The organism is Streptomyces sp. NPDC039423, assembly GCF_055598725.1.
Window position 1 is genome coordinate 81,677 of sequence record NZ_JBVKAH010000004.1, and the last position, 25,019, is coordinate 106,695.

Genomic DNA, 25,019 nt, shown 5'->3' on the forward strand with positions numbered 1-25,019 from the left:
GGAGAAGGACGTTCATGACAGCGTGGCGGGCACAGGCGCCGGTGGTGGCGGTCGTGTCGCTGGGCGGGGTGCTGGGCGCCTCGGCCCGCTACGGCGCGATGCTGTTGTGGCCGGTCCCGGTGGGCGGGTTCCCGTGGACGACCTTCGGTATCAACGTCGTCGGCTGCGCGCTGATCGGCGTGCTGATGGCCGTGGTCGGCGAGGCCCGGGCGGCGCACCGGCTGGTCCGGCCCTTCCTCGGCACGGGCGTGCTGGGCGGCTTCACCACGTTCTCGACGTACGCGGTGGACGTCCACGACCTGGTCGAAGGCGGCCGGGCGGGGGCCGGTCTCGTGTATCTGGGCCTGACGCCCGTGGTGGCCCTGGCGGCGGTGGCGACGACGGCGTGGCTGACGCGCCGCGCCCTGGTGAGGAGGCGGGCATGACCGGACCGGCGGGCGGCGCACCGGCGCTGCGGATGACGGTTCTCGTCGGGGAGAACGACGTCTGGCGCCACCGGCCCGTGTACAGCGAGATCGTGCACCGGGCCCATGACGCCGGGCTGGCCGGGGCCTCGGTGTTCCGGGGCGTGGAGGGTTTCGGCAGGTCGTCCCTGATCCACACGGCGCGGCTGCTCTCCCTGGGCGAGGACCTGCCGGTGGCGGTCGTGGTCGTGGACACCGAGGAGCGCGTACGGGCGTTCCTGCCGCGGCTGGACGGCCTGATCGGCGACGGGCTGGTGGTCCTCGACCCGTGCGAGGTTGTCCGGTACGCCGGCGGGGAGGCCGTGCGGTGAACTGGCTGCTGGTGGCCGCGGGCGCGGCGGTCGGGGCGCCGTTGCGGTACCTGACCGACCGGGCGGTGCAGGCGCGGCACGACTCGGTGTTCCCGTGGGGGACGTTCGCGGTCAACGTGGTGGGCTGCCTGGTCCTGGGCGTGGTGACCGGGGCGGTCACGGCCGGGGCAGCCGGGTCGTCGCTGCGGCTGCTGCTCGGCACGGGGCTGTGCGGCGCGCTCACCACCTACTCGACGTTCTCCTACGAGACGCTGCGGCTGGCGGAGGGCGGGGCGGTCCTCTACGCGGTCCTGAACGTGGCCCTGAGCACGGGCGTCGGCCTGGGGGCGGTCTTCGCGGGCGTGTCGGTGGCCGGGGCACTGTGGGCGTGAACGGCGAGGTGCGGTGCCGGGCGACGCGAGGCCGGCACGATCGGCGAGACGCTAGGTCGTACTCCCCCCGGCGGTGATCCTGGTGAGCAACTGTTTGTCCAGCAGGAGCAGCGCGGTGAGGGCGTGCCGGGAGGCGGCGGCCAGGAGACCGGAGTCGGGCGCGCGTCCGCCGTCCCGGTCGTGCTCGTGGTTCGGGGTGTCGCGCAGGGCCTCTTCCAGCGCGGTGAGCGGCCGGTCGAAGCCGCCGCACATCACGGCGGCCGTGCGGAGTGCCTCGACCAGGTCCGCGTCCAGGTCCTGGCTCTCGCTGGTCTCCAGCAGCGCGGGGATGAGGTGGCTGATGTGGAGCAGGCTGTGCAGCCGGCGCACGAGCTGCGGCCAGTGGTCGTCCGGGGATTCGGGTGCGCTCCAGGCGGCCCGTGCCGCCTGGATGTCCTGGTGCAGTTCCCGTGCGATGCGTATCTCGGCCGTGCGCGGTCGGGGTGCCCGCAGGACCCAGGAGATGCCGGCGTCGGCGGCCGCGTCGTAGGCGGCGAGCCGGAGTCGCACGAAGTGGTCGGGCGGCGTGCACGCGTCGATGCCCGAGGTCAACTCGCAGTCGTCCATGGGCGGACCGTATCGGCAGGGCCGGGGGCGGCGCACCGGTCCTGGCGAAACCCGTTACATACGGTGGCTGTTCACCGCCCCCTCCGTCGCTTTGGGTGTCCATCCGGGTACGGAACAGAACGTTTTGGCCCAGGGTCCGGCGGGTTTCGGTGAAACCCGCGCTCACGCCGTGTGCATGACGACCCGTCCCGGCGCCGTACCGCCGGAAGGGCGGGGCCGGGTTGGGCCATTCCGGGGGGAATGGGCGCCGCCCGCGGACCCGGCGCCGAAGGACGGGAAGGGCGCAGGGTGACACGGGCCCCGATCCGTGCGGAAGGACGTCGAGCGATACCCCTGAACCATGCGAGCCGGTCCCGGCACGGCGTGCGCCGCAGCCGCGACCTCCAGGTCAACCCGCTGTTCAGCCGGGAGCCCGTCACGGTTCCGCGCTACGCCCTGCCCGAGGGGCCGATGGACCCCGACACCGCGTACCAGCTCGTGCACGACGAGCTGATGCTGGACGGCAACGCCCGGCTGAACCTGGCGACGTTCGTCAGTACGTGGGCGGAGCCCCAGGCACAGCGCCTGATGGCCGAGTGCGCCGACAAGAACATGATCGACAAGGACGAGTACCCGCAGACCGCCGAGCTGGAGACGCGGTGCGTGCACATGCTGGCGGGCCTGTGGCACGCCGAGGACCCCCGGAAGGTGACCGGCTGCTCGACCACCGGTTCGAGCGAGGCGGCGATGCTGGCCGGGCTGGCCCTCAAGCGGCGGTGGCAGCACCGGCGCCGCGCGGCGGGCCGGCCGGCGGAACGGCCCAATCTGGTGATGGGCGTCAACGTGCAGATCTGCTGGGAGAAGTTCGCCGACTACTTCGAGGTCGAGCCGCGGTACGTGCCGATGGACGGCGACCGGTTCCATCTGACGCCCGAGACCGCCGTCGAGCTGTGCGACGAGAACACCATCGGTGTGGTGGCCGTCCTGGGGTCCACGTTCGACGGGAGTTACGAGCCCGTCGCCGCCATCGCGGCCGCGCTGGACGACCTGGAGGCCCGCACGGGGATCGACGTGCCGGTCCATGTGGACGGCGCGTCCGGTGCCATGATCGCGCCGTTCCTCGATCCCGGCCTGGAGTGGGACTTCCGGGTGCCGCGGGTGGCGTCCATCAACACCTCCGGGCACAAATACGGGCTCGTCATGCCCGGGGTCGGCTGGGCGCTGTGGCGGGACGCCGACGCCCTGCCCGACGACCTGGTCTTCCACGTCAACTACCTGGGCGGGGACATGCCGACGTTCGCGCTGAACTTCTCCCGGCCCGGGGCGCAGGTGGTCGCCCAGTACTACACCTTCCTGCGGCTGGGCTTCGACGGCTACCGCCGGGTGCAGCAGACCAGCCGGGACGTCGCGATGCGGCTGGCGGAGCAGATCGCCGGGCTGGGGCCGTTCGTCCTCGTCACCGACGGCGGCGAGACCCCCGTCTTCGCCTTCACCCTCCGGGAGGACGTCCACGCGTACACCGTCTACGACGTGTCGGCGGCGCTGCGGGAGCGTGGCTGGCTGGTGCCCGCGTACACCTTCCCGGCGAACCGCTCCGATCTCGCGGTGCTGCGCGTCGTCGTGCGCAACGGCTTCGGGCACGATCTCGCGGACCTGCTCGTCGAGGACCTTCGCCGGGTCCTGTCACGGCTGGAGCGCCAGCCGGCTCCGCAGCGCGGCGCCGACGACGCGGGTGGCTTCGCCCACGGCACCGAGACCAAGACCCTCCGGCGGCCCGTGACGCCCTAGGCACGCCCCCACGCCCGCGCCGGCCCCGGTCGGGCCCCGGCGGGGCCGTCCGTGGCGCGGGGCCGCGACCCGGGGCGGGCGGCGGCCGGCAGGGCGGGCGGTCCCGGCGCGGGGCGGTGGTTCAGGGGGTGGGGGATCCGCCGGGGCGGGGCTTGTCGTCGCGTACCGATTCCTGGCCGGTCTCGCTGGGCGTGAGGGAGTCCGCCGCCTCGCCGTCGTGCTCGTCCGGACCGCCGTCGTCGAGCCGCAGCTCCGCTTCCTCGAACTCGTCGAGGACCTCTTCAGCCGCGGTTTCGGGCTTGTGGTCGTGGTGCTTCATGTCTCTCCTTCACCCGGCTTCGCTCGTGACTCCCGACTTCCTCGCGTCCCGGGTCTTTACACCCCCCGGTACTCCGGGCGTCGACGAGCCGCTGTCCGCCCGGGGGCGGGATCCGGACACGGCCGGGCGCCGGGCGAACGGGCGTGATCGACGCATAAGGGAGTGACGGAGGCGCCGACGGGGTGCGCGCGCGGCGGTTCCGGTTCCGCCGGCGCGGCGGCGCCGCGTACCGTCGGGCCCCCGCGCTCCCGGCCACCCGCCGACCCTTCCGGTTGCGGGCGCCACTGCAACGGCGGCCCCCGGCCGGCCGGCGGTGGCGCCCACCGAAACGGACGCCACCGGTCCGCCTGCGGGCGCACCGCCACCCCCGTCCGTTGAACGCTGAACAGCACCGACGGGCCCCACGGCGGTCACGGGCGCCCGCCCCTTTTCCCGCCGGCCCCCCGGACGGCATCCGGCCCACCGGACGAGCTGATGGATGGTCAGCAAACGCTCACCGGCCTTTGCTCCATGCCCCTCCGCCCATGCGCGCCCATCGGCCCGGCGGCGAGCCACCCGCACCCGGCGGGCCCGTCCGGCCCGTCATACCGACGGACGCGCGTAGAGCGGCCAAAAGGCGATCTTGCCCGCACCCCCGGCCGGAGCCCAGGATTCCTATCGCGCCGCTTGACAGGCACATGACGGCAACCCTCCGTCGTGGCCCGGCACACCGGCGCCCTGTAGGGCCCGCCCACCCAGCGGGCCACGGATCCCCCACCGGAGGATGCAGTGAACCTCAAGCGCTTCACCCCCCTCGGCGGCATCGCGAGAGGCGCGCGGCTGACCGCCGTCGCGGCCGCGCTCCTGGCCGCCTCCGCGCTTGCCGCCCCCAGCGCGGGCGCCGCGCCGCTCGACGGCGCGCGGGCCACCGCCGCACAGCTCGCCCAGGCGAGCGACGCCGTACTGGGCGCCGACGTACCCGGGACCGCCTGGTACACGGACGCCAAGTCCGGCAAGCTCGTCGTCACGGCGGACTCCACCGTCTCGGCGGCCGAGCTGGCCCGCATCAAGGAAGCCGCCGGCAGCCGCGCGAACACCCTGGAGATCAAGCGCACCCCGGGTACCTTCAACAAGCTCATCGCGGGCGGCCAGGCGATCTACGCCGGCGGCGGCCGCTGCTCCCTCGGCTTCAACGTCCGCAGCGGAAGCACCTACTACGCGCTGACGGCCGGCCACTGCACCAACATCGGCAGCACCTGGTACACCAACTCGGGCAACACCACCCTGCTCGGCACCCGCACCGGGTCCAGCTTCCCCGGCAACGACTACGGCATCATCCGGCACTCCAACGCCTCGGCGGCGGACGGCCGCGTGTACCTCTACAACGGCAGCTACCGCGACATCACCGCGGCCGGCAACGCCTACGTGGGCCAGTCCGTCCAGCGCAGCGGCAGCACCACGGGGCTCCGGGGCGGCACGGTCACGGGCCTCAACGCGACCGTCAACTACGGCAACGGCGACGTCGTCTACGGCCTCATCCAGACCAACGTCTGCGCCGAGCCCGGCGACAGCGGCGGCGCGATGTTCTCGGGCGGCACCGCGCTCGGCCTGACCTCCGGCGGCAGCGGCAACTGCTCCAGCGGGGGCACCACGTTCTTCCAGCCCGTCACGGAGGCGCTCAGCGCGTACGGCGTGAGCGTCTTCTAGACCGCACGGCCCCGTCCGGGCCGCACCACCCGGTCCTGGACCGCACAGCCCCGTCCCACCCGGCGGCCCGCCCTCCCGGCGGGCCGCCGGCCGTCGCCCGGCCGCGGCACCACCGCACCCGGAGGATACGCCGCCCCGGAAATTTCGCATTTCGGGGCATCGCATCGGCCGCTGGGGTCAGACGTATACCTATGGCAGTGGATTCCGAACGTAACCAGGACGTGCTCATCGGCACCAAGGCACGTGCCGAGGTCGAGGCGGCCCGCCGGCGGCTGGAGCACAAGGCGGCGGCGCCCGGTCTGCGGACGCCCTTCTCGCTGGGCGCCCTGGCGGCCTGCGAGTGGGCGCTCGGGCGGGCCGACGCGGCTCCGGTGACCGGGGCGGCCGGTGCCGGCCGCACCCCGTCCAGCCACCTGCTCACGGCCGAGCTGGACGCGGCCGTGGTGCAGCTCGCGGACCCGACGGAGAGCGCCGAGCGCGCGGCCTACGTCCGCGGGGTGCACGACCTGCTGGCATGGGTCTGCGGGCTGGTCGACGAGCAGCCGTGAGCGGACCGCTCCCCGCCCCGGTCATAGGGATGCCGGCGGCGGGAAGCCCATGCCTGGATACCCCGATGAACGGCCCACGGCGCTGAAGTCCAGCGCCCGGGTGAGCTGCCGGATCGTGTCCTCTGCCACCCGGCGCACATCGGCGGGAACGTCGCCGCGCTCCTCTATGAGGCGGTCGTAGATCGGCGCGTCGCCTCGCACGGCGGAGTCCATGTCGAAATACCTTTCCGAAGAAGTCTGTTGATCCCTCACCGCCGCTGCGGGCAGCGGTGGACGAGTGTACGGGGCGCGAGGGGGCCCGGTGCGCGCAACCCGTCCCGTACACCCGCACGGGGCACGCCCGGCCCCTTAGCACGCCCGGGCGCACGGCGCAATCCCCCCGGCTCCGCGCGGAGGCGCCCCGAGTGTGGTGCGGCCTGCCATACCGGGCGGTATCCCCGGGTCCTACGGTGCGGGGACCCGCCCCGGCACGTCCCGAGGAGCCGCCATGCCCCCCTCGTCCTCCCGCCCCCTCCCACGCCCGCTTCCGCCCCCGCTCCCCCGCCGCGGGGCGGCCGGGCGTCCCGCTGCCCGGCTGCGGCGCCTGCTCGCCACGCTGACCGTCCTGGCCCTGGCGGCCATGGCGGTGCTCACCGGTCCCGTCCCCGGCGCCCGGGCGGCCGTGGGCCTGACCCGGGTCACCGCGTTCGGGAGCAATCCCGGGGCGCTCGGCATGTACGTCTACCGCCCCGCGTCCCTGCCCGCCGCCGCGCCGGTGGTGGTCGCCCTGCACGGGTGCACGCAGAACGCGCAGACCTACGCCGACGCCTCCGGGCTCGCGCAGTACGCCGACCGCCACGGCTTCCTGCTGGTCCTGGCCGAGCAGACGGCGGCGAACAACCCCAACAGGTGCTTCAACTGGTTCCAGCCCTCCGACAACCGCCGGGGGCAGGGCGAGGCCGCGTCGATCCGCCAGATGGTGGCGTACGCCCTGTCCGCCCACGGAGCGGACGCGCGGCGGGTGCACGTGACCGGCCTGTCCGCCGGGGGCGCCATGACGTCGGTGCTGCTGGCCGCGTATCCCGACGTCTTCGCCTCCGGCGCGGTCGTCGCGGGACTCCCCTACGGCTGCGCGCGCGACACCGCCTCCGCGTACTCCTGCATGAGCCCGGGCGTGGACCTGACGCCCGCCCAGTGGGCGCAGCGGGTGCGGGACGCCCACCCGTCCTGGACCGGACCCTGGCCGAGGGTGGCGATCTGGCACGGCGACCGGGACACCACCGTCGTTCCGCGCAACGCCGACGAACTGCGCGACCAGTGGACCGCGCTGCACGGCCTGTCGCCCACGCCCACCCGTACGGCCGCCATCGGCCCCAACTCCACCCGGCGGGAGCAGTACGCGGCCGCGGACGGGACGGTCGCCGTGGAGGTGGACCGGGTGCCGGGCATGGGCCACGGCACCCCGGTGGATCCGGGGACGGGCCCCGAGCAGTGCGGGGCCGCGGCCGCGTACTTCCTGGACACGATCTGTTCCAGCCACTGGATCACCGGGTTCTTCGGCCTCGACCGCGCCGGCGAACCGCCCGGCGGGCTGCCCGCGCCGGGTGGCCTGTCCGTCACCGGGGCCACGGAGAGCGCGGTCATCCTCGACTGGTCGCCGGTCGCCGGGGCCGCGGGCTACACGGTCCACCGGGACGGCACGCCGGTCGCGGAGCCCGCCGCACCGCCGTTCACCGACACGGGCCTGGCGGCCGGCTCCGCGCACACGTACGCGGTGGCCGCCCGGGACCGGGACGGCCGGGCGGGTGCCCTGTCCGCACCCGTCACCGCGCGGACCGAAGGCGGCGCCCCGGCCGGCTGCTGGACGTCAAGCAATTACGCGCACGTGGGGGCGGGGCGGGCGACGACCCGTGGCGGCCTCACCTACGCCAAGGGCTCGGACCAGGCCATGGGGCTGTACAACACGTTCGTCACCCACACGCTGAGGGAGTCCCCGGCGGGCCACTACACGCTCGCCGACGACGGCTGCTCCCCGACGGCGGCTGCCCGGACGGCAGCGGCGACCCGGACGGGAGCGCAGACTGGGACGGGAGTGGGGACCGGGACGCGGAGGGCCTCTTGTTCCGTCCCGCTCCGGGTGCCCGGGGCCGAGCACCAGCGGGTGGCCTGCCTGGGCGAGCTCACCACCGCGGGGACCGTGGCCTCCGGGCACACCGACCCGGCCGACTGGGCCGGGCTCACGCCCAAGGACCTGCCCACGCCCAGGGGTGTGCCCGGCCTCCAGATCGACGGGTACTTCCCCGACACCTCCACCACCAACACCAACCACGGCTGGAACCATGACGCCCAGTTCGTGATCCGGCTGCCCGACCGCTGGAACGGCGGACTCGTCGTCTCCGGCACCCCCGGCAACCGCGAGCAGTACGCCAACGACCGGGCCATCGGCGACTGGGTGCTCTCCCGGGGGTACGCGTTCGCCGCCACCGACAAGGGCAACACGGGCACGTCCTTCCAGCAGGACGGGCGCGTTCCGGGCGACGCCGTCGCCGAGTGGAACACCCGTCTGACCCAGCTCACGCGCGCGGCCCGGGCGGTCGTGGCACAGCGCTACCACCGGCCGCCGGCCCGCACCCTCGCGACCGGCATGTCCAACGGCGGTTACCTCGTGCGCTGGCAGCTGGAGAACCGACCGGAGCTGTACGACGGCGGGGTGGACTGGGAGGGCACCCTGTGGCGCGCCGACGGGCCGAACCTGTTCACGTTCCTGCCCCCCGCGCTGCGTCACTACCCGGTGTACGCGGCAGGCGGCCCGGACGCCGGGGCGGCGCGCGACGCGATGCACGCCGCCGGCTACCCGGCCGGGTCGGAGTTCCTGTGGCCCTACCACCACGCGTACTACTGGGGCCTGACCCAGCGCCTCTACCGCGAGGAGCTGGACCCGGCGTACGCCGGGGCGGACGCGGACTACGATTACGCCGCCCGGCCCGCCGGCGTGCGCGAGGCGGTCGGCCGCATCGCCCTGACGGGCCGTATCGGCAAGCCGCTGATCACCGTGCACGGCACGCTCGACGTGCTGCTGCCGATCGGTCAGGACTCGGACGTGTACGCCCGCATGGTGCGGGAAGCGGGGCGGGGCGGTCTGCACCGCTACTACCGGATCGAGGGCGGCACGCACACCGATTCCCTGGTCGACGCCTTCCCCGGCCGCCTGCGGCCGCTGGTGCCGTGCCACCGCTCGGCGTTCACCGCCCTGGAGGACTGGGTCGGCCGGGGCCACCGCCCGCCGCCCGGCCGGACGGTGCCTCTGCCGCCCGGCGCCGATCCGGCCGCCCTGCTGGCCGGTTGCCGGCTCTGACGGCTCTCACGGCTCTGCCGGCTCTGACGGCGGAGGGCGGACGCGCACGGGACCGGGGACGGCGCACGCGCACGGGGCCGGCGCACCGGCCCACGGCGTGCGGTGCCGGCACACGGCCCGCGCGCCGGGGCGTCAGAGGAGCCGGCGCATGCAGACCCGGGGCCAGCGGTCCAGACCGTGCGCCGCCTCGCGTCGCCGGACGCGGCGCAGACCGGGCCCGATCTCCCGGTCCGCCATGACGCGGAAGCCGCAGCGGGCGTAGTACGGGGCGTTCCACGGGACCTCGGCGAACGTGGTGAGCGTCAGGGCGGGGATCCCGTCGGCGACGGCCCGCTCCGCCAGGTGTTCCAGCAGCGCCCGCCCGATCCCGCGGCGGGCGCTGCCCGGGTCCACCGACACCTGCTCGACGTGCAGGTCGCCGTCCAGGGGCGCGGCCAGCAGGTAGGCGACCGGTGTCCGTCCCCCGTCCTGTGCGACCCAGGCCAGGCCGGCTTCCTGGTAGCGGGCGAGTTCGGCGTACGGCAGCGGCTCGTCGTCCGCGACGGCGGCCATGCCCACGTCACGGAAGCAGCGTCCCGCCGCCCGCTCGACGTCCCGGAGGACGGGAAGGTCCTCCGGGCGTGCCGCCCGGATGCGCATCCGGGCCGCCTCAGCGGTCGCCCGCGACGGGGAGCGTGACTTCCCAGGTGTCCACGGCGTAGTGCAGCCGCATGCCGTGGGCCTCGTAGAGCCGGAGGGCTCCGCTCTTGTTGAGGGTGTCGACGCCGAGCCCGAGGGTGTCACGGCCGAGTGCGGCGTAGACGCCGAACGCGTGGCGCAGCAGGTGGCCGCCGAGGCCGCGGCCGCGGGCGGCCTCGCGGACGCCGAGGTTGCGCACCCAGCCCATGCCGGCACGGTCGTTGCGGGACAGCAGCACGGCGGCGTCACCGAGGCCCTCGACGGCGGCGATCCAGACCAGGGACCAGTCCAGGTGCTCGGCGTCGATGTCGTCCAGCCACCGCTCGTAGGGGCGCGGCTGGTGGTCGAAGTGCTCGGCGAAGGTCTCCTCGACGAGGGCGTGGGCGCGCCGCCGGTCGGCCTCGTCGGTGCAGGGGCGCAGGGTGACCCCGGCCGGCGGCTCGGGCAGCGGGTCCTGGTGGGGGGTCAGGTCGCGGACCATCACCTGATAGCGCCGTACGGTGTGCCAGCCGCGCCGGGTGAGGATGCCGGTGTCGGTGGTGGGGCGCTGGTTGAGGTGGAGGTGGACCACCGCCCGCGCGGCGCCGTTGGCCCGTGCCTTGGCGCGGGCCCTCTCCTCGGCCGCCGCCAGCAGCGTCTCCCCGGCGGCCTGCTGGTCGGGGAGCACGTAATGGTCCATGTCGATGCGTTCGCCGCCCGAGTCGTCCCACGTCAGCGCGTACGCGAGGAGCCGCCCCGCGTCGTCGAGGGCGAGCCAGGAGTCGTGGGCGAGGTCCACTTCCGGGTGGGTGAGGTCGGCCTCGACCGTGTGCAGATCGGTCTCGGGGGCGCCGATCTCGATCGTGTCGATGGTGTTGAGCAGCTCGCATATCTGCGGCGCGTCCTCGGTCCGGGCGGCCCGGACGGTCAAGGTGGGTCCCGTCTGCATCGGGCCACTGTCGGCGCCCGGCGGACCCGGGGGCAAACGGATTTCCGGCCCGCCGTCGGGTTCGCCGCACGAAATCGCTACCGACCAGTAGAAGGAAGGCCTCATTCCGTCCATCATTGAGCGCGAGCATGCCAATGCCTTCACCCGCCCCTACCCCCACAGGAGTTGAAGCCCCATGCATGCAGCCCGATGGAGAACACGGGTGGCGCTCACCCTGGCCGCCTTCACCGTCACCACGGCCACCGCTACCGCCACCACGGCCACCGCCGCTCCGGCCGGCGCCGCCGCCACCGCCCCCTCGCCGGTCACCCGCGTCACCGCCACCACCACCGCGACCACCACCGCCACCGGCGCCCGGCTCGCCGGGGTCGACTACGCGACCTGGCAGCGCGATGTCTCCGCCGCCCTGGGCCAGGCCCACTCCTACATCGAGCAGCGCACCGCGCCCCCCTCCGACCGGCGGCTCGCCGTGGTCCTCGACATCGACAACACCTCGCTGGAGACGGACTTCCACTACTTCTGGGAGTATCCGACGCCCGCGGTGCGGCCCGTGCTGGACCTGGTCCGGTACGCGGATTCGCGGGGCGTGGACGTCTTCTTCGTCACCGCCCGGCCCGGCATCCTGCACGCCCCCACCGCCTGCAACCTCAGGGCGGTCGGCTACCCCGTCGACGGCCTGTACGTGCGCGACCTGCCCGACCTGTTCGAGGAGGTGAGCGCGTACAAGACGGCCAAGCGCGCCGAGATCGAGGCCAAGGGGTACACGATCATCGCCAACATCGGCAACCGGCCCACCGACCTGGCCGGCGGCCACGCCGAGCGCACCTTCAAGCTGCCGGACTACGACGGCAAGCTGTCCTAGGGATCGCGAGCCCGGCACGATCGGCGAGACACCCCCTAGCGCGCGTCCGCCGGTGCCGGGAGGGGCGGCGGAGGCGTCCATTCGGGGCCTCCCCCGTCCCCACCCGTACCCGCCGGGCCGCCACCGGGTATGCGAGGTGCATGTCCGAGAAGTCTCCCGAGGCCGGGGGCGGCGCCCACACCCGGTGGTTCGGGCGGCTGCACGACGCCTTCCACCGCTCGGCCGCCGGGCGTGGCTGGCGGACGGGTACCGACCTGGAGCTGATGCACCGCTCGATGGGCTTCGCCGCCCTCGGGCTGCTCACGCTCGTCCCGCTGCTGATCGTCGTGGCGGCCGCGGACCCGGCGGGCGGCACGGGATTCGCGCAGTGGCTCTCGGACGGCCTCGGGGTCGCCGTGGCCTCCACCGACGAGGTCGAGCGGCTGTTCGCGCCCCCGGGCGCCGCCCTGGAGTCGACCACCGGGTTCGGCATCGCGGCACTGGCCGTGTTCGGTCTGACGTTCGGCGGCGTGGTGCAGACCGGTTACGAGAAGGTGTGGGAGCTCAGCGCCGCCCGCTGGCACACCATGTGGCGGCACGCGGTCTGGCTGGCCGTGCTCATCGGCTACCTGCTGCTGTCGGCGGACGTGTCCTCCCGGCCGGCGTCCGGCGTGGACCTCGCCTGGCGCGTGGTGCTCGCCTTCGGCAGCGGGGTGCTGTTCTTCTGGTGGTCCCAGCGGTTCCTGCTGGGCGGCCGGCTGCCGTGGCGGGCCCTGCTGCCGGGGGCGGTGTGCACCGTGGTCGGCCTCGCCGGACTGCGGGTCTTCTCCCGGCTGGTCTTCTCCCCGCTGATCGCCTCCAACGCGGTGACCTACGGGCCGGTCGGCACCATGCTGGTCGTCCAGTCGTGGCTCGTCGGCGTGGGCTTCGTGGTCTTCGGCGGTGCCCTGGTCGGCCGGCTGCTCTACGAGGAGCGCTGGCACCTCGCCCGCGGCCTGGAACGCGGGCGCCGCCTGCTGCGCCGGCCGCGACGGCGCCGCTGAGGCCGGACGCACGGGGAAGGCCATCCCCCGCGAAGAGTGCAAGGATGGACACCGGCAGAGGCAGAAGAGGAAGCAGGGACACCTGCGGCACATCCGCACCACTGGTGACACCGGGACGGTCTGCACATGAACAGGAAGCCGACAGCCACCACGACGTCGGGGGTGACGTCCAGCAGCTCCGTGTTCGGTGCCCCGTGCTGGGTCAGTCTGATGACCCGCGATCTGCGTGCCGCGCAGGACTTCTACGGCGCGGTCATGGGGTGGGAATTCCGCCCGGCACGGCTCGGCGAGGAGTTCAGCGTCGCCCTGGAGGACGGGAAGCCGGTCGCCGGCATAGGAGCACTGGCCTCCGCCTTCCAGGTGGCCGTCGCCTGGACCCCGTACTTCGCCGTCCAGGACGCCGACCAGACGGCCGGCCGCATCCGCGAGCGCAGCGGCACGGTCGCCGTCGGGCCGGTCGGGTTCGTCGTCGGGCGGGGCGCCCTCGCCGCCGACCGGGACGGGGCGGTCTTCGGCATCTGGGAGGGCCAGCTCCTGTCCGGCTGGGAGACCTGGCGCGCCGCCGCGCCCGCCTGGCTGCGGCTGCGGACCCGGGACGCCTTCGAGGCCGCGATCTTCTACGGGGAGGTCTTCGACTGGGCGTGCGGCCGGCCGGGCTGCTGCGACGTGGAGTACGAGGCGGAAGAGGTCGTGCTGCGCAGCGCCGGCCACGTGGTGGCCCGGCTCAGCTCCGGCGCGCTGGAGGCCGCGCCCGACCCCGCGATCCGCCCCCGGTGGGAGGTGCACTTCCCGGTGCGCGACGTCGACGGCTGCGTGGCGTCCGCGCTGCGGCACGGCGGCACCATGCTCGACCACACGCCGGGCGTCCAGGCGACACTGCGGGACCCGGACGGGGGTTTGTTCACGGTCACCACGCGCACAACTGCTGAATGACCTTTTCCGATCTCGTGTACGCCGGTCTGGGCGTCGGCGCGCTGGCGGCGGCCGTCCTGCCCCGGGTGGCGTTCAGCCGCCCCTTCTCGATGCCGATGGTGTTCCTCGCGGTGGGCGCCGCCGTCCAGCTACTGCCCCTGCCCGTGCCCGTGGCCGACCCGGTGGGCAACCGGCTGTGGGTGGAGCACCTCACCGAGGTCTGCGTCATCGTGTCGCTGATGGGCGCCGGGCTGGCCATCAACCGGCCACCCGGCCTCCGCTCCTGGGCGGGGAGCTGGCGGCTGCTGGGCATCACCATGCCTCTGACGATCCTGGTGACCGCCGTGCTCGCGTGGGCGCTGCTGGACTGGCCGCCCGCCGTCGCCCTGCTGCTGGGCGCCGTGCTCGCGCCCACCGACCCGGTGCTGGCGGCGGAGGTACGGGTGGGGGAGCCGACCGACGCGGAGGAGGACGAGGACGAGGTCCGCTTCACGCTCACCGGGGAGGCCGGACTCAACGACGGGCTCGCCTTCCCCTTCGTGATGGCCGCCGTCGCGCTGGCCGCGTCGGCCGGGACCGGCTGGTCGGCCGACTGGGTCGGCGGCTGGGTGGGGACCGACGCGCTCGGCCGGGTCGCGATCGGGGTCCTCGCGGGGCTGGCGGTGGGCCGGCTGCTGGGGTGGATGTTCTTCCGCGCCAGGACGTCCGCGCTGCGGCTGTCGGAGCACATGGAGGGCTTCGTCGGCCTGGGCGCCACCTTCCTGTCGTACGGGGTCACGGAGCTGCTGCACGGCTACGGCTTCCTGGCGGTGTTCGTCGCCGCCTGCACCCTGCGCGCCGCCGAGCGCAGCCACGGCTACCACAAGGTGCTGCACGAGTTCACCGAGCAGACGGAGCGGCTGCTCACCGCGCTCCTGCTGTTCCTGCTCGGCGGCTTCGTCGCGGGCGGCGGCCTCGCGGCTCTGACCTGGCAGGCGGCGGCCGTCTCACTGCTCCTGGTGCTGGTCGTCCGGCCGGTCACCGGCTGGGTGGCGCAGCTGGGCTCGGCCGCCGGGCCGCGGGAGCGAATCGTCACGGCGGTGTTCGGGCTGCGGGGCATCGGGTCGCTGTACTACCTGGCGTACGCCCTCGGGGAGGACGATTTCGGCGGCCTGGACCGGCAGCTCTGGGCGGCCGTGGTCTTCACCGTCCTCGCCTCGGTGGTCCTGCACGGGGTGACGGCCGGCCCGGTGATCACCCGTCTCGACCGGATACGCGAGCGGGCCGCGCCGGGCGCTCCCCCGCCGTGACCCCGCGAGCGGGTGCCGGAGGACCCCGCCCGGCCGGACGCGGCCGGACGAACGTCGGCACCCGCGCCTAGGCCGGGAAGCGCTCCAGGAGGGCGCTCCGCTGGGCGTCCTCGCGCTCCAGGACCTCCGCCAGGACGTCGGTGTCCCGGTTGCCGCTGATCGCATCCCGTACCAGGGCGGCCAGGGCGTCGGGGGGCAGCGCCTCGGCCTGGGTGGTGGAGGTGCCGGGGAAGGAGCGCCGTTCGCTGGCCTTCACCGGTGCGGTGGGCAGGCGGAACTCGGCGATCTGGTGCTCGGTGACGGCCAGCCGGTCGAAGTGCATCCGCACGTCGGGGGCGTCCAGCGCGGCGAAGGCCGTGACGTCCTCGGCGAGCGCGGTGAACAGGTGCACCCCGTTGGGGTCCCAGTCCCCGACGACCATGATCCGTACCGCAGCGTGGCCGCCCAGGGCGGCCCGCCGGGCGGCGGCGCGCTTGCCGGAGAGCCCGGCGGCGGACGCGTACACGGGCACGCCCCACGGGTCGGTGACCGAGGCGAGCTGCGGCACCAGGCCGGCCGTGTCGCACCAGACCTCCAGCCGGGCCTCCTGGCCGGCCTGGCGGTCGAGCCGGAAGCCCCGGACCGCCTCCAGTTGCGCCCGGCGGAAGCCCTCCGGGCCGTCGTACGCGACGGGTTCCACCACCGCGTCGGTGCCGTCGCCGATGGCGAGCCAGGAGATGCGGCCGGAGCGGCGGGCCATGCCGAGGAGGTCGACGAGGCGCTTGTAGGTGCGTTCCTGGCGGACGAGGACGCCGTCGGACACGGCCGCGTACCAGATCTGGCGGATGGTCAGGGGTAACTGCGCGGCGTACCTTCCGAGGATGAGTTCGACGGCGGCCAGCAGTTCCTGGGTGGCGGGGCGGGGCTGCCAGTCGGGCTGGTAGCCCCGAGGACGCCTGTCGGGCACCGTTGCCCCCTTCCCCGGCCGGGTGCGTATGGCGGGCCGGGACGCCCGGGCGTCCCGTTCCCTGTTCTCGGTCTGCCCACTACGGGCGCCCGAGTCACCTCCGGGCGGGGGCGGGTGCGGGTCAGCTCGCCTTGCGTCCCGCGAGGGGGGCGGTGTCCATGCCCGCGCCGTTCCGCATGCCGTCCAGCATCTCCTCGACGGCCTCCAGGGCGGTACGCCGGGGCCGCCAGCCCAGTTCCTCGTGGGCGCGCGTGCAGTCCAGGAGCGGCACGCGCAGCACGGCGTCGAAGAGGTGCGGGGAGGCGGGGATCAGGCGCATGCTCCACCCGGCCGCCAACGCGGCCCGGATGGCAGGGCGGGGCAGGCGTACGACCCGGGCGTCGAGGAGGTCGGCCAGCCGGCGGGCGTCGAGGACCGGCTCGGCCGCCAGGTTGAAGGCGCCGCTCACCTCCTTGACGACGGCGAGCCGGTAGGCCTGGGCCGCGTCGTCGGTGTGCAGGGCCTGGAAGCGCAGGCCGGGGACGTCCGGCACGACCGGGATGGTCCGGGGCCCGGCGAGCGGTCCCGGCGCGAACCGGCCGGCGAAGATCCGCCGCTGTTCGCTCCCCGACTCCTCCTTGAACAGGAACGCCGGCCGCATCCGTACCACCCGGACTCCGGGGTTGCGGGCCTCGAAGGAGTCCAGGACACGTTCCAGGTAGGCCTTCTCCCGGGTGTAGGCGGCTCCGGGCCAGCCGTGCGTGGGCCAGGACTCGTCGACCGTCCGGTCCTTCGGTCCGGGCGAGTACGCGCCGACCGACGAGGCGTGGACGAGGACGGGCACACCCGCCGAGGAGACGTCCCGGAACACCTGGAGGCTGCCGAGGACGTTCGTGCGCCAGGTGGCCACCGGGTCGTGCGTGGGCTGGAACGCCCAGGCCAGGTGGATCACCGCGTCGGCGCCCTCGAAGTACCTGACCAGGTCGGTCTCCTCGCGGAGGTCCACGGCCGCCCAGTCGGTCCTGGGCGGTGACCAGCCGGGCAGCCGGCGGGCCAGGCCCAGTACGGACGAGATCCGGGGGTCCTCGGAGAGGGCCGCCACCACACTGGTACCGACGTTCCCCGTGGCTCCGGTGACGACGACCCGCTTACCGGCGTTCATGTTCACGGCTCCTGTCCTCCTACGGCGACGGCACTGCCCCGCCGGCGCCCCGGACGGGCGCGCGGGATCCTCCGGGTACCCCCTGTCCGGCACTCTCCACGTCATCCGGGGCGCGGGCGTGGCGGGCGACCGGCAGGGGAAGCCTGGGACGCGGGGGACGGCACACGAGAACGACATGACGAAGACGGCCCTCCTGGCGGTGGGCCGGGGTTTCGCCGAGGGGGCCGCCGGAACCGGCGTCACCGTCAACCCGATAATCGCGGGACCCACCCGAACGGGCGACGTGGAGGACGTCGGCTACGAGCCCGTCGACCGGGACCTGGCACGGAAGGACGCACAACGCGTGCTCATGCGTGAACACCGGCCCCCGTCCCTGCTCCAGCGGCTGATCGAGCCGGAGGAGATCGCCCACATGGTGGTATACCTGAGCTCCCCACAGGCTTCGGCGACGACGGGCGCGGCGGTGCGGGTCGACGGCGGTCACGTGGACTCGTTCCTGCCGCGACCGCGCCCGGCCCGGTTCCACCGGGCCGTTGGCATATGCCAGAAGCACCACCGTATCGAGTGTTGCCAAACCCCTTACAGGCCCTCTCCGCCTGTGCAACAGTCGTAACGGTCCTTCGTTTCAGAGACCCTGGCCGCCGCGCCCGTATCGGAGTACGACATGCCGTCCCATCTGTTCGCGGACCGTCCCGCCCCCCAGCCGCCCGAGCGCGGCACGCTGGACGCCCTGATCTCGCAGACCCGCAGGCTGCGCGGAGACGTCGATGCCGTGCGCCGGGACTCCGTGGCGGACGAGGACGACCCGCAGGGGCGCTGGCAGCGCGCGCTGTGCGACCTCGCCGTCCACCAGCTCGACGATCTGGGCGCCCAGTTGGGCCAGCTGAAGGAAGGGGTCCCGGACGGCCTCGCCGGCCCGGACGACCGGCCGGGGACCGAGGACACCGGCCCGGCGGACCCGGCGCCGTCCGACCCGCCGCCCACCGGCTCACTGCTCAGCCGGGTCGGCAGCGCGGAGTGGAACCTCCTCACCGACGAGGTGAGCTGGTCCGACGAGCTGTACGACATCTTCGGCCGCTCCCCCGAGGCCGGCCCCCTGACCCTGGACGAGCTGCCCTCCATGGTGTTCGCCGAGGACCAGGCGCTGCTGACCGCGATGGTGACGGGCTGTCTGATCGACGGCAAGCCCATCGACGGCGAGTTCCGGATCGTCCGCGCGGACGGCCGGGTGCGCACGCTTCACATGATGGGCGAGCCCGTCCTGGACGTCGACGGGTGCACCGCGTCGATGTGGGCGGTGTTACGGGACGTCAGCGAGCTGCGCCGGAGCGAGCGGGCCGTGCGCGAATCACGGGACTCGTTGCAGCGCCGCCAGCACATCGAGCAGACCGAGCACCGGATGGCCGTGGAATTGCAGGAGGCCGTCCTCCCGCCGTGGCGCGGCTCCGCCGGCTTCCCGCACGGCGGGCCGGCCGGGCTGGACCTGGCGGGGCAGTACCTGCCGTCCGGGACCAGCGCCACGATCGGCGGCGACTGGTACGACGCGCTCGAACTGCCGGACGGTGAAGCCCTGTTGACTGCGGGCGACCTGACCGGGCACGGCGTGTCCGCCACGTCCACCATGGCGATGCTGCTGGGCGCCCTGCGGGGCATGGCCGTCGCCGGCATCCGGCCCGGCCCGCTGATGGGCCACCTCAACCAGGTGCTGGACTCCTCGTCGCAGCCCGCCCTGGGCAGTGCCGTGTGCTGCCGCTACGAGCCGCGGACGCGGACGCTCACCTGGGCGCAGGCGGGCCACCCCGCCCCGCTGCTGTTCCGCGGCGGGACGGGGCGCGCGCTCACCCGCCCGGAGGGCGCCCTGCTCGGGGCGACCGCCGGGGCGACGTACGAGCAGGCCGAAGTCCGGCTGCTGCCCGGGGACCTGCTGGTGCTGCACACGGACGGGCTGACGCGCGGTCCGGGCAGGGACAGGCTGCTGGAGATGGCACCGCGGTTCGCCGTGGCGCGCGATGCGCAGGAGTGCGTGCGGTCGGTGGTGGAGGAGTTCGGCCGCTCACCGCGTGAGGGCGACGCCTGTGTGCTGATCGCCAGGGTCGGCGACCGGGCGTGAGTCCGGTCCGTGCGTCATCCGGCCCACGGACGTGGTGTTTCCGCGGTCGTGGGCCCTACGGTCGTGACGGTCGTGGCGCGCTGGCCGGGCAAGGGCAGTGGTGGGGGTCGTGTCGCGTGCGGGTTCGGGTCGTGGCCGGGAGTTCCGGCAGCGCTCACGCGCCGGGCGTGATGACGGCGCCTTCCCGTGCACACCGGCCGGGGCCGCGCGTCCCGTCGTGCGCCGTTCCGGTGGTGCCGCCGGCAGGCCCCTGTCAGGCCCGGTCCCGCCTCGGCCGCTTCACCGAACCCTTCGGCATGGCGAGCTGGATCTCCTCGCGGAGGTCCTCGATCTTCGAGTAGCCCGCGTACTGCCCGGTGAGCCGGTACATCTCCCGCAGCCGGTCCCAGGTCCGCTGGGACGAGGTCTCACCCATGGACATCAGCGCGAGCCGGGCGTACCGGTCGGCCTGCTCGGGGTCGTCCGCGATGAAGCACGCCGACGCCATGGACAGGTAGTCGAAGATCTTCGACCGCTGCCGGCCGTCGTTGCGCAGCGCCAGCGCCTTCTGCGCGAAGTACTGCGCCTGCTTGGCAGCGGCGGGCTCGTGCTCGGCCAGCGTCCGGTAGGCGAGGGCCTGCATCCCGTACAGGTCCTCGCTGCGGAAGGTCTGCATCCAGCTCGGCAGGGGCACGTCGGACTTGTCCGAGACGAACAGTTCCTCGGCCTCACCCAGGGTGCGGCGCATCGCCTGCCCCCGGCCCATCGACGCCTGCGCCCAGGCCTCGATGGTGTGCAGCATGGCCTGGGTACGGGGCAGGATCTCGTCGCCGGAGCCGGACCTGGCCAGCTTCATCAGGTCCAGGGCCTCGTCGGGACGGCCCAGGTGGACCATCTGGCGGGCGGCGCGGGACAGCGCCTCGCCGGCCCGGGGCCGGTCGCCGCCCTCGCGCGCCGCGTGGGCGGCGATGACGAAGTACTTCTGGGCGGTGGGTTCCAGGCCCACGTCGTGGGACATCCACCCGGCCAGCACCGCCAGGTTGGCGGCGACCCCCCAGAGGCGGCGCTGGAGGTGGTCGGGGTGGCGGTAGGCCAGCATGCCGCCGACCTCGTTCAACTGGCCGACGACGGCCTTGCGCTGGAGCCCGCCGCCGCGGGCGGCGTCCCAGGCGCGGAACACCTCGACCGAGCGCTCCAGCGCCTCGATCTCCTGCGACCCGATGGGAGCGGCCTCGTAGCGGTCGAACCCGGCGGGGTCGGCGTGCAGGGGATTGTCGAGCCGCGGGGCGTCGGCGGCGAGAGCGGGATCGGTGTGGAGCCAGTCGTGCATGGCGCTGGTGAGTGCGGAGCCTGCGGCGAGCGCGGCGCCCGCGCCCACCAAGCCGCGTCGGTTGAGCATGAGGTCCATTCCCGTGAATTCGGTGAGGACCGCAGCCGTACGTTCGGGCGCCCAGGGCAGCCCGTCAGGGTTGTCGGTGTTCCTGACGTCCCGCCGTTTCCCGGCGCGCCCGTGTCGTACGAACCCGAGGTCCTCGATGGTCACGACACGGCCGAGTCGCTCGGTGAACAGGGACGCCAGCACCCGGGGGACGGGATCGCGCGGGGTCTCCCCCATGTCGATCCAGCGCCGGACCCGCGAGGTGTCGGTCGCCAGCTGGGGGTGGCCCATGGCCGCCGCCTGCCGGTTCACGAGTCTCGCGAGTTCCCCTTTCGACCAGCCGGCCAGGCCGAACAGGTCTGCAAGGCGGGTGTTGGGTTCTCCGGTCACGTCAAGCCCCCAGGTTCTCGGCTGAGTTGACACTAACCCGCCGGCATAGGGGTGGCGATGATTCGCCAGGGTTCGCCAGGGTGCGCCAGATGGTGTGCCACCCGCGCCCGGGTGTCAGGTAGGAAAGCGCCACCCCGCTCCGGCAATCGGCCCTCATTCCCCAGGGTGTCGGCCGGTTGCCGGGACGGGGCAGCGTACGCACATCGTCGGCACACGAAGGGATCTGTCTCTCCCATGTACACAGCATCGTCCTCCGTGTCCGCCCCGCCCCGGCCGCAGCGCACCGTCCCGGCCGGCAGCGGCCCGTACCTGGATCCCACCCAGGCGGGCCGGACCCGGCGCTGGGCGGGGACGGTGGCCGGACCGCTCAGCGGGAGAATCGACTTGTCCGGCACCCAGGGCGCCCAGTTGCGGAAGGTGATCGCGTCGGTGCACCGGATCTGCCCGGAGTTCAACCCGGTGCAGGTGATGCGGCGCAGCGGCCGCTCGGTCCTGCTCGTCGGGACCACCGGACGCGCCACCGCGGTCGCCAAGTGTTTACTGGACCACTCCCCCGCGTGGGTCGAGCGGTTCCGCCACGAGATCGCCGCCTACCGGGCCTTCGTGCGCCACCGCCCCCCGGTGCGGGCGCCCCGGCTGATCGCCGCCGACCCCGACGACTGCACTCTGGTGATCGAACGCATGCCGGGACGGGCCGCGGCGCTGACGCGGCACCCGGTGGAGGCGCCGCCCCGGGCGGACCTGCGCGCCGCGCTCGGCGCGATCACCCGGCTCAACGCGTGGCGGCCGCCCGCGGGGACGTTCGACGCCCCGCTCGACTACGGTTCGCGGATCTCGCGCTATCACGAGCTGGGGCTGTTCACCGACCGGGACCGGGACGACCTCCAGAAGCTGCTGCACGGCCTGGCGCACGCGGGCGGACGCCAGGGCATGGGCCAGTTCTGCCACGGTGACGCGCTGCTCTCCAACATCCTGCTGTCGCCGGCCGGTCCCGTGCTGGTCGACTGGGAGCACGCCGGCTGGTACCTGCCGGGGTACGACCTGGCGACCCTGTGGGCGGTGGTGGGTGACGCGCCCGCCGCCCGCCGTCACATCAGCCAGCTCGCGCAGCGCGGGGGCCCGGCGGAACGGGACGCGTTCCTGGTGAACCTGATGCTGGTGCTGACGCGGGAGATCCGGACGTACGAGACGGCCGTGCAGCGCACGATACGCGAGGCGCCACCCGTCGGTTCGGTCCCGGCCGCGCCGGGCGCGGTGTCGACCGGCGAGGAACAGCGGCTGCTGCTGCGGCGGCTGCACGACGACTGCGCGCTGGCACGGCGGGCCGTGCGCGCCGCGGTCGGCACGCGCTGACCGGCGACGAGGGGGGAGCGCGCCGCGCGCCCGGTGCCGACACACCGGTCGCGCGGCGCGCTGTCGCGTGCCCGGGCGTACGCGAGGGCGCCCGCGACGGGGCGGGGTGGCGGATCGGCGGCGGCGGGCCGCACGCCACGTCGGGTCTTCGGTCCCCGTGTCAGGGCCGCGGGGGCCACCGGCGTTTATCGGCCTCAGGGGCGGCAACGCGGTGTTGTGTCCCGCCGCGTGGCGGGACGTGCGGAAAGCTACGGGAGGTCGAGAATGGGAATCATCGCGTGGATCCTCATCGGGCTGCTGGCCGGTGCGATCGCCAAGGCGCTGATGCCGGGTCGTGACCCGGGCGGCATTCTGGTGACCATGCTGATCGGCATCGTGGGCGGTCTGCTGGGTGGCTGGCTGGGCAAGGTCATCTTCGGTGTGGACTCGATCGACGGGTTCTTCGACCTGTCGACGTGGATAGCCGCGATCGTCGGCTCGGTGATCGTTCTGGCCCTCTACCGGCTCATCGCCGGCCGGGGCCACCGGGGTCACGGGGTGCACGCCTGACCCCGCGCGGATTACGAGGAGTACAAGAGGAAGGCCGCATCATGAACGCTCCCGGCAGAAGACCCGTGCCGCCCGTCGCACCGACCGTGGGCACGGCTGCCGGGAGCGTTGCCCCGGCCGGGGCGCCGGCGGCCTCATGATCCGGGGACACACCACCGACACGGCGTCGCTGAAGACCTACATCGAGCGGGAGATCACGACCCTGCGGTCGGAGGTCCGCCGCAAGGCGGAGACGGCCGGGGTCGCGGAGCCCACGGCCGGCCGGGCTCCCGGGCGGACCGCGGCCGCACCGGGCACCGCCGGTACCCGATCGGCCCAGTGCCCCTGCGGCCAGGGCCACGGCGCTCCGCACCTGTGCGTGGACGCGCACGAGGGGCACGACCCCCGCACTTGTCCGTGCGCCGCCCTCCCGGCGATCCCCGTGTCGGCCGCGCTGCTGGCCCCGGTGCGCGACGACTCCGGTGGGATCACGGACTTCGTGATCCGCGCCGGGAACCACATCCGCTCCGCCGAATGGCTGGTCTCGCCGGACCAGCAGGCGGGGCAGCTTTTTTTCTCCGAGGCCCGCCCGGGTGCCGCGGCCGGCGGGCTGCCGGCCGCCCTCAAGGACGTCGTGGCGACGGGCCACGCTCTGAACGGCCTGGTCGTGGACTACACCGAGGAGCGCTACGGCCGGCTCCGGCGCGTCCGGCTCGTGCATTACGCGTCGGCGTGCGGCGACCAGGTGCTGACGACCTGGCGACCGGTGCGCAGCCAGGCGGAGCTGCTCACCATCGACGCGCAGCACCTGGCGTCCATGGGGTGGGGCCGTTGGGACCTGCTGTCCGGATCGGTGACGTGGTCGGAGGGGTTGCAGCGGATCTTCCGCACGGACCCGGCGCTGCCCTGGTCGCTGCTGGAGCTGTGCGACGCGCTGGTACCGGCCGACGTGGGGCCGTTCGGGGAGTTCATCGCGTCCGTGCTGGCCGGCGAGGAGCCCGCCTGGACCCGTATCCGGTTCCTGGTGCTGGGCGAGGTCCGCACGGTCGACCTGCTGGGCCGCCCGGTGGCGGGCACGGACGGCAGGCCCTGGGCGCTCCAGATCGTGGCGCGGGACCTCACCCCGCAGATGCGCAGCCGCCGCAGGCTGGTGGAGAAGCAGGTCGAGACGGAGCAGCTCCGGCAACAGGCCGCGGCCGAGCGGCACGTGGCGTCGGCGCTGCGGGAGGCGCTGCTGCCGACGTACTCGGAGGGGCTGGCGGAGCTGGGGCTGTCGGTGGCGGCCGCCTACCTGCCGGCCGAGCCGGACGCCGCGGTGGGTGGCGACTGGTACAAGTGCCGGCCGCTGGCGGACGGCCGGGCGCTGATCGCCATCGGGGACGCCAGCGGGCACGGCCTGGAGGCGGTCGCCCGGATGGCGCAGCAGCGCCACGCGGTGGCGGGGCTCGCCCAGACGGGGGCGTGCGGCGGGGACATCACCACCTGGCTGAACGAGCTGGTGTGCAGCGATCCCTCGTCGGCCACGGCCACGATGGTGGTCGGGGACATCGGCCCGGGGCGGATGCTGCGGTGGACGTGCGCGGGGCATCCCGCCCCGCTGCTGCTGCGCGAGGGGCACGCCTACGCGCTGCCGACGCGGCACCGGGGGCCGCTGCTGGGCGTGCTGCCGGGCCACACGTACGAGACGGCGGACTTCCCGCTCCAGCAGGGCGACGTCCTGCTGCTGTACACGGACGGGGTCGTCGAGCGGCGCGGCCAGGACATCTCCGAGGGCATCAACGCGCTGACCGGGCTCCTCGCCGCGAGCGCCGGGCTGTCGCCCCGGCGGATCGTCGACCGGCTCACCGAGGAGTACGAGCGCGGCGTCCACGACGACGACGCCTGTCTGCTCGCCGTCCGCGTCGACTGAACCGGCCGGGGGCCGTTCCGCGGAACCGGGCGGGCGGGGCGGCGCCATTGGTGCAGTCCGGTGACGTCCCGCAGGCCGCCGCGGCGCCGGGCCGGAAGCCCCCCGGAACATCTCCCCACGCGTGAACAACCCTGTCGGCAGGCCCGATTGACGGGCGGTCCGGCAGCCGATACCCCTGTACGGGTTGG

23 protein-coding genes and 2 pseudogenes are annotated in these 25,019 nt (G+C 74.1%); 17 read left to right on the top strand and 8 right to left on the bottom strand.

What is annotated here, in order from left to right; all coding sequences use genetic code 11:
• Positions 1–14 precede the first annotated feature (14 nt).
• The 3 genes from ACZ7LK_RS14565 to crcB are packed head-to-tail and all read left to right on the top strand — an operon-like array spanning position 15 to position 1,146.
• Positions 15–425: a fluoride efflux transporter FluC gene (locus ACZ7LK_RS14565; RefSeq protein WP_471140788.1), complete on the top strand. Its 411-nt coding sequence runs from the start codon at positions 15–17 to the stop codon at positions 423–425.
• A complete protein-coding gene (locus ACZ7LK_RS14570) occupies positions 422–775 on the top strand; it encodes a DUF190 domain-containing protein (protein WP_392273780.1) in 354 nt (117 codons plus the stop codon). The genes ACZ7LK_RS14565 and ACZ7LK_RS14570 overlap by 4 nt, the downstream gene beginning before the upstream one ends.
• Entirely contained in the window at positions 772–1,146 is a 375-nt protein-coding gene (gene crcB / locus ACZ7LK_RS14575) for a fluoride efflux transporter CrcB (protein WP_392273779.1), read from the top strand. The genes ACZ7LK_RS14570 and crcB overlap by 4 nt, the downstream gene beginning before the upstream one ends.
• Before the next feature lie 51 nt (positions 1,147–1,197).
• Here crcB and ACZ7LK_RS14580 read toward each other — a convergent pair whose 3' ends face one another.
• Positions 1,198–1,752, bottom strand: a complete 555-nt coding sequence (locus ACZ7LK_RS14580; protein ID WP_392273778.1) for a hypothetical protein — start codon at positions 1,750–1,752, stop codon at positions 1,198–1,200.
• 327 nt (positions 1,753–2,079) lie between these two features.
• On the opposite strand from ACZ7LK_RS14580, the gene ACZ7LK_RS14585 reads away from it, so the two are divergent.
• Positions 2,080–3,519, top strand: a complete 1,440-nt coding sequence (locus ACZ7LK_RS14585; protein ID WP_469464953.1) for a glutamate decarboxylase — start codon at positions 2,080–2,082, stop codon at positions 3,517–3,519.
• A 121-nt stretch (positions 3,520–3,640) separates the two neighbouring features.
• Here the strand turns inward: ACZ7LK_RS14585 and ACZ7LK_RS14590 are convergent, their stop codons facing one another.
• Complete coding sequence (locus ACZ7LK_RS14590) at positions 3,641–3,838, bottom strand: hypothetical protein (protein ID WP_392273776.1); 198 nt, start codon at positions 3,836–3,838, stop codon at positions 3,641–3,643.
• 768 nt (positions 3,839–4,606) lie between these two features.
• On the opposite strand from ACZ7LK_RS14590, the gene ACZ7LK_RS14595 reads away from it, so the two are divergent.
• Both ACZ7LK_RS14595 and ACZ7LK_RS14600 read left to right on the top strand, forming a co-directional pair.
• On the top strand, positions 4,607–5,524 hold the full coding sequence (locus ACZ7LK_RS14595; protein ID WP_469464954.1) for a S1 family peptidase: 918 nt from the start codon (positions 4,607–4,609) through the stop codon (positions 5,522–5,524).
• A gap of 197 nt (positions 5,525–5,721) precedes the next feature.
• The gene (locus tag ACZ7LK_RS14600) at positions 5,722–6,072 is read left to right on the top strand and encodes a hypothetical protein (RefSeq protein WP_392273774.1); all 351 of its coding nucleotides are present in this window, start codon (positions 5,722–5,724) and stop codon (positions 6,070–6,072) included.
• A gap of 21 nt (positions 6,073–6,093) precedes the next feature.
• Here the strand turns inward: ACZ7LK_RS14600 and ACZ7LK_RS14605 are convergent, their stop codons facing one another.
• On the bottom strand, positions 6,094–6,285 hold the full coding sequence (locus ACZ7LK_RS14605) for a hypothetical protein (protein ID WP_392273773.1): 192 nt from the start codon (positions 6,283–6,285) through the stop codon (positions 6,094–6,096).
• 499 nt (positions 6,286–6,784) lie between these two features.
• Between ACZ7LK_RS14605 and ACZ7LK_RS14610 the strand changes: the two are divergent.
• Both ACZ7LK_RS14610 and ACZ7LK_RS14615 read left to right on the top strand, forming a co-directional pair.
• Positions 6,785–7,537: pseudogene (locus tag ACZ7LK_RS14610) on the top strand (extracellular catalytic domain type 1 short-chain-length polyhydroxyalkanoate depolymerase); the annotation flags it as partial.
• Between the two features lie 462 nt (positions 7,538–7,999).
• A complete protein-coding gene (locus ACZ7LK_RS14615; protein ID WP_471141553.1) occupies positions 8,000–9,406 on the top strand; it encodes a 3-hydroxybutyrate oligomer hydrolase family protein in 1,407 nt (468 codons plus the stop codon).
• A gap of 132 nt (positions 9,407–9,538) precedes the next feature.
• On the opposite strand, the gene ACZ7LK_RS14620 is transcribed toward ACZ7LK_RS14615, so the two are convergent.
• Together ACZ7LK_RS14620 and ACZ7LK_RS14625 are read right to left on the bottom strand one after the other, a co-directional pair.
• Entirely contained in the window at positions 9,539–10,045 is a 507-nt protein-coding gene (locus ACZ7LK_RS14620; protein WP_392273772.1) for a GNAT family N-acetyltransferase, read from the bottom strand.
• A 10-nt stretch (positions 10,046–10,055) separates the two neighbouring features.
• Positions 10,056–11,012, bottom strand: coding sequence for a GNAT family N-acetyltransferase (locus ACZ7LK_RS14625; protein ID WP_392273771.1), 957 nt, complete (start codon positions 11,010–11,012; stop codon positions 10,056–10,058).
• Between the two features lie 175 nt (positions 11,013–11,187).
• Between ACZ7LK_RS14625 and ACZ7LK_RS14630 the strand changes: the two genes are divergently transcribed.
• From ACZ7LK_RS14630 to ACZ7LK_RS14645, 4 genes are all read left to right on the top strand, one after another.
• The gene (locus tag ACZ7LK_RS14630; protein WP_392273770.1) at positions 11,188–11,874 is read left to right on the top strand and encodes an HAD family acid phosphatase; all 687 of its coding nucleotides are present in this window, start codon (positions 11,188–11,190) and stop codon (positions 11,872–11,874) included.
• A 140-nt stretch (positions 11,875–12,014) separates the two neighbouring features.
• On the top strand, positions 12,015–12,896 hold the full coding sequence (locus tag ACZ7LK_RS14635) for a ribonuclease BN (RefSeq protein ID WP_392273769.1): 882 nt from the start codon (positions 12,015–12,017) through the stop codon (positions 12,894–12,896).
• A gap of 126 nt (positions 12,897–13,022) precedes the next feature.
• Positions 13,023–13,829: a VOC family protein gene (locus ACZ7LK_RS14640; RefSeq protein ID WP_392273768.1), complete on the top strand. Its 807-nt coding sequence runs from the start codon at positions 13,023–13,025 to the stop codon at positions 13,827–13,829.
• Positions 13,826–15,097, top strand: a complete 1,272-nt coding sequence (locus ACZ7LK_RS14645; protein WP_392273767.1) for a cation:proton antiporter — start codon at positions 13,826–13,828, stop codon at positions 15,095–15,097. The genes ACZ7LK_RS14640 and ACZ7LK_RS14645 overlap by 4 nt, the downstream gene beginning before the upstream one ends.
• Positions 15,098–15,164: 67 nt before the next feature.
• On the opposite strand, the gene ACZ7LK_RS14650 is transcribed toward ACZ7LK_RS14645, so the two are convergent.
• Both ACZ7LK_RS14650 and ACZ7LK_RS14655 read right to left on the bottom strand, forming a co-directional pair.
• The gene (locus ACZ7LK_RS14650) at positions 15,165–16,043 is read right to left on the bottom strand and encodes a hypothetical protein (RefSeq protein WP_392273766.1); all 879 of its coding nucleotides are present in this window, start codon (positions 16,041–16,043) and stop codon (positions 15,165–15,167) included.
• 121 nt (positions 16,044–16,164) lie between these two features.
• Entirely contained in the window at positions 16,165–17,184 is a 1,020-nt protein-coding gene (locus ACZ7LK_RS14655; protein ID WP_392273765.1) for an NAD-dependent epimerase/dehydratase family protein, read from the bottom strand.
• A 175-nt stretch (positions 17,185–17,359) separates the two neighbouring features.
• Here ACZ7LK_RS14655 and ACZ7LK_RS14660 point away from each other — a divergent pair.
• Positions 17,360–17,686, top strand: a pseudogene (locus ACZ7LK_RS14660) (SDR family oxidoreductase); the annotation flags it as partial.
• A gap of 162 nt (positions 17,687–17,848) precedes the next feature.
• Positions 17,849–19,294, top strand: coding sequence for a PP2C family protein-serine/threonine phosphatase (locus ACZ7LK_RS14665; RefSeq protein WP_392273764.1), 1,446 nt, complete (start codon positions 17,849–17,851; stop codon positions 19,292–19,294).
• A 253-nt stretch (positions 19,295–19,547) separates the two neighbouring features.
• Here the strand turns inward: ACZ7LK_RS14665 and ACZ7LK_RS14670 are convergent, their stop codons facing one another.
• On the bottom strand, positions 19,548–21,041 hold the full coding sequence (locus ACZ7LK_RS14670) for a DNA-binding protein NsdB (RefSeq protein WP_392273763.1): 1,494 nt from the start codon (positions 21,039–21,041) through the stop codon (positions 19,548–19,550).
• 234 nt (positions 21,042–21,275) lie between these two features.
• On the opposite strand from ACZ7LK_RS14670, the gene ACZ7LK_RS14675 reads away from it, so the two are divergent.
• The 3 genes from ACZ7LK_RS14675 (at position 21,276) to ACZ7LK_RS14685 (ending at position 24,831) form a co-directional block, all read left to right on the top strand.
• Positions 21,276–22,394: an aminoglycoside phosphotransferase family protein gene (locus ACZ7LK_RS14675; protein WP_392273762.1), complete on the top strand. Its 1,119-nt coding sequence runs from the start codon at positions 21,276–21,278 to the stop codon at positions 22,392–22,394.
• Between the two features lie 264 nt (positions 22,395–22,658).
• Complete coding sequence (locus ACZ7LK_RS14680) at positions 22,659–22,943, top strand: GlsB/YeaQ/YmgE family stress response membrane protein (RefSeq protein ID WP_392273761.1); 285 nt, start codon at positions 22,659–22,661, stop codon at positions 22,941–22,943.
• A gap of 136 nt (positions 22,944–23,079) precedes the next feature.
• Positions 23,080–24,831: a PP2C family protein-serine/threonine phosphatase gene (locus tag ACZ7LK_RS14685; protein WP_471140803.1), complete on the top strand. Its 1,752-nt coding sequence runs from the start codon at positions 23,080–23,082 to the stop codon at positions 24,829–24,831.
• Positions 24,832–25,019 lie beyond the last annotated feature (188 nt).

Bases quoted from the DNA above. Each gene is read 5' to 3' on its own strand.
- ACZ7LK_RS14565 (WP_471140788.1), top strand. From the start codon at position 15: ATGACAGCGTGGCGGGCACAGGCGCCGGTGGTGGCGGTCGTGTCGCTG.
- ACZ7LK_RS14570 (WP_392273780.1), top strand. From the start codon at position 422: ATGACCGGACCGGCGGGCGGCGCACCGGCGCTGCGGATGACGGTTCTC.
- ACZ7LK_RS14580 (WP_392273778.1), bottom strand. From the start codon at position 1,752: ATGGACGACTGCGAGTTGACCTCGGGCATCGACGCGTGCACGCCGCCC.
- ACZ7LK_RS14590 (WP_392273776.1), bottom strand. From the start codon at position 3,838: ATGAAGCACCACGACCACAAGCCCGAAACCGCGGCTGAAGAGGTCCTC.
- ACZ7LK_RS14605 (WP_392273773.1), bottom strand. From the start codon at position 6,285: ATGGACTCCGCCGTGCGAGGCGACGCGCCGATCTACGACCGCCTCATA.
- ACZ7LK_RS14615 (WP_471141553.1), top strand. From the start codon at position 8,000: ATGGGGCTGTACAACACGTTCGTCACCCACACGCTGAGGGAGTCCCCG.
- ACZ7LK_RS14620 (WP_392273772.1), bottom strand. From the start codon at position 10,045: ATGCGCATCCGGGCGGCACGCCCGGAGGACCTTCCCGTCCTCCGGGAC.
- ACZ7LK_RS14625 (WP_392273771.1), bottom strand. From the start codon at position 11,012: ATGCAGACGGGACCCACCTTGACCGTCCGGGCCGCCCGGACCGAGGAC.
- ACZ7LK_RS14630 (WP_392273770.1), top strand. From the start codon at position 11,188: ATGCATGCAGCCCGATGGAGAACACGGGTGGCGCTCACCCTGGCCGCC.
- ACZ7LK_RS14635 (WP_392273769.1), top strand. From the start codon at position 12,015: ATGTCCGAGAAGTCTCCCGAGGCCGGGGGCGGCGCCCACACCCGGTGG.
- ACZ7LK_RS14640 (WP_392273768.1), top strand. From the start codon at position 13,023: ATGAACAGGAAGCCGACAGCCACCACGACGTCGGGGGTGACGTCCAGC.
- ACZ7LK_RS14645 (WP_392273767.1), top strand. From the start codon at position 13,826: ATGACCTTTTCCGATCTCGTGTACGCCGGTCTGGGCGTCGGCGCGCTG.
- ACZ7LK_RS14655 (WP_392273765.1), bottom strand. From the start codon at position 17,184: ATGAACGCCGGTAAGCGGGTCGTCGTCACCGGAGCCACGGGGAACGTC.
- ACZ7LK_RS14665 (WP_392273764.1), top strand. From the start codon at position 17,849: ATGCCGTCCCATCTGTTCGCGGACCGTCCCGCCCCCCAGCCGCCCGAG.
- ACZ7LK_RS14675 (WP_392273762.1), top strand. From the start codon at position 21,276: ATGTACACAGCATCGTCCTCCGTGTCCGCCCCGCCCCGGCCGCAGCGC.
- ACZ7LK_RS14680 (WP_392273761.1), top strand. From the start codon at position 22,659: ATGGGAATCATCGCGTGGATCCTCATCGGGCTGCTGGCCGGTGCGATC.
- ACZ7LK_RS14685 (WP_471140803.1), top strand. From the start codon at position 23,080: ATGATCCGGGGACACACCACCGACACGGCGTCGCTGAAGACCTACATC.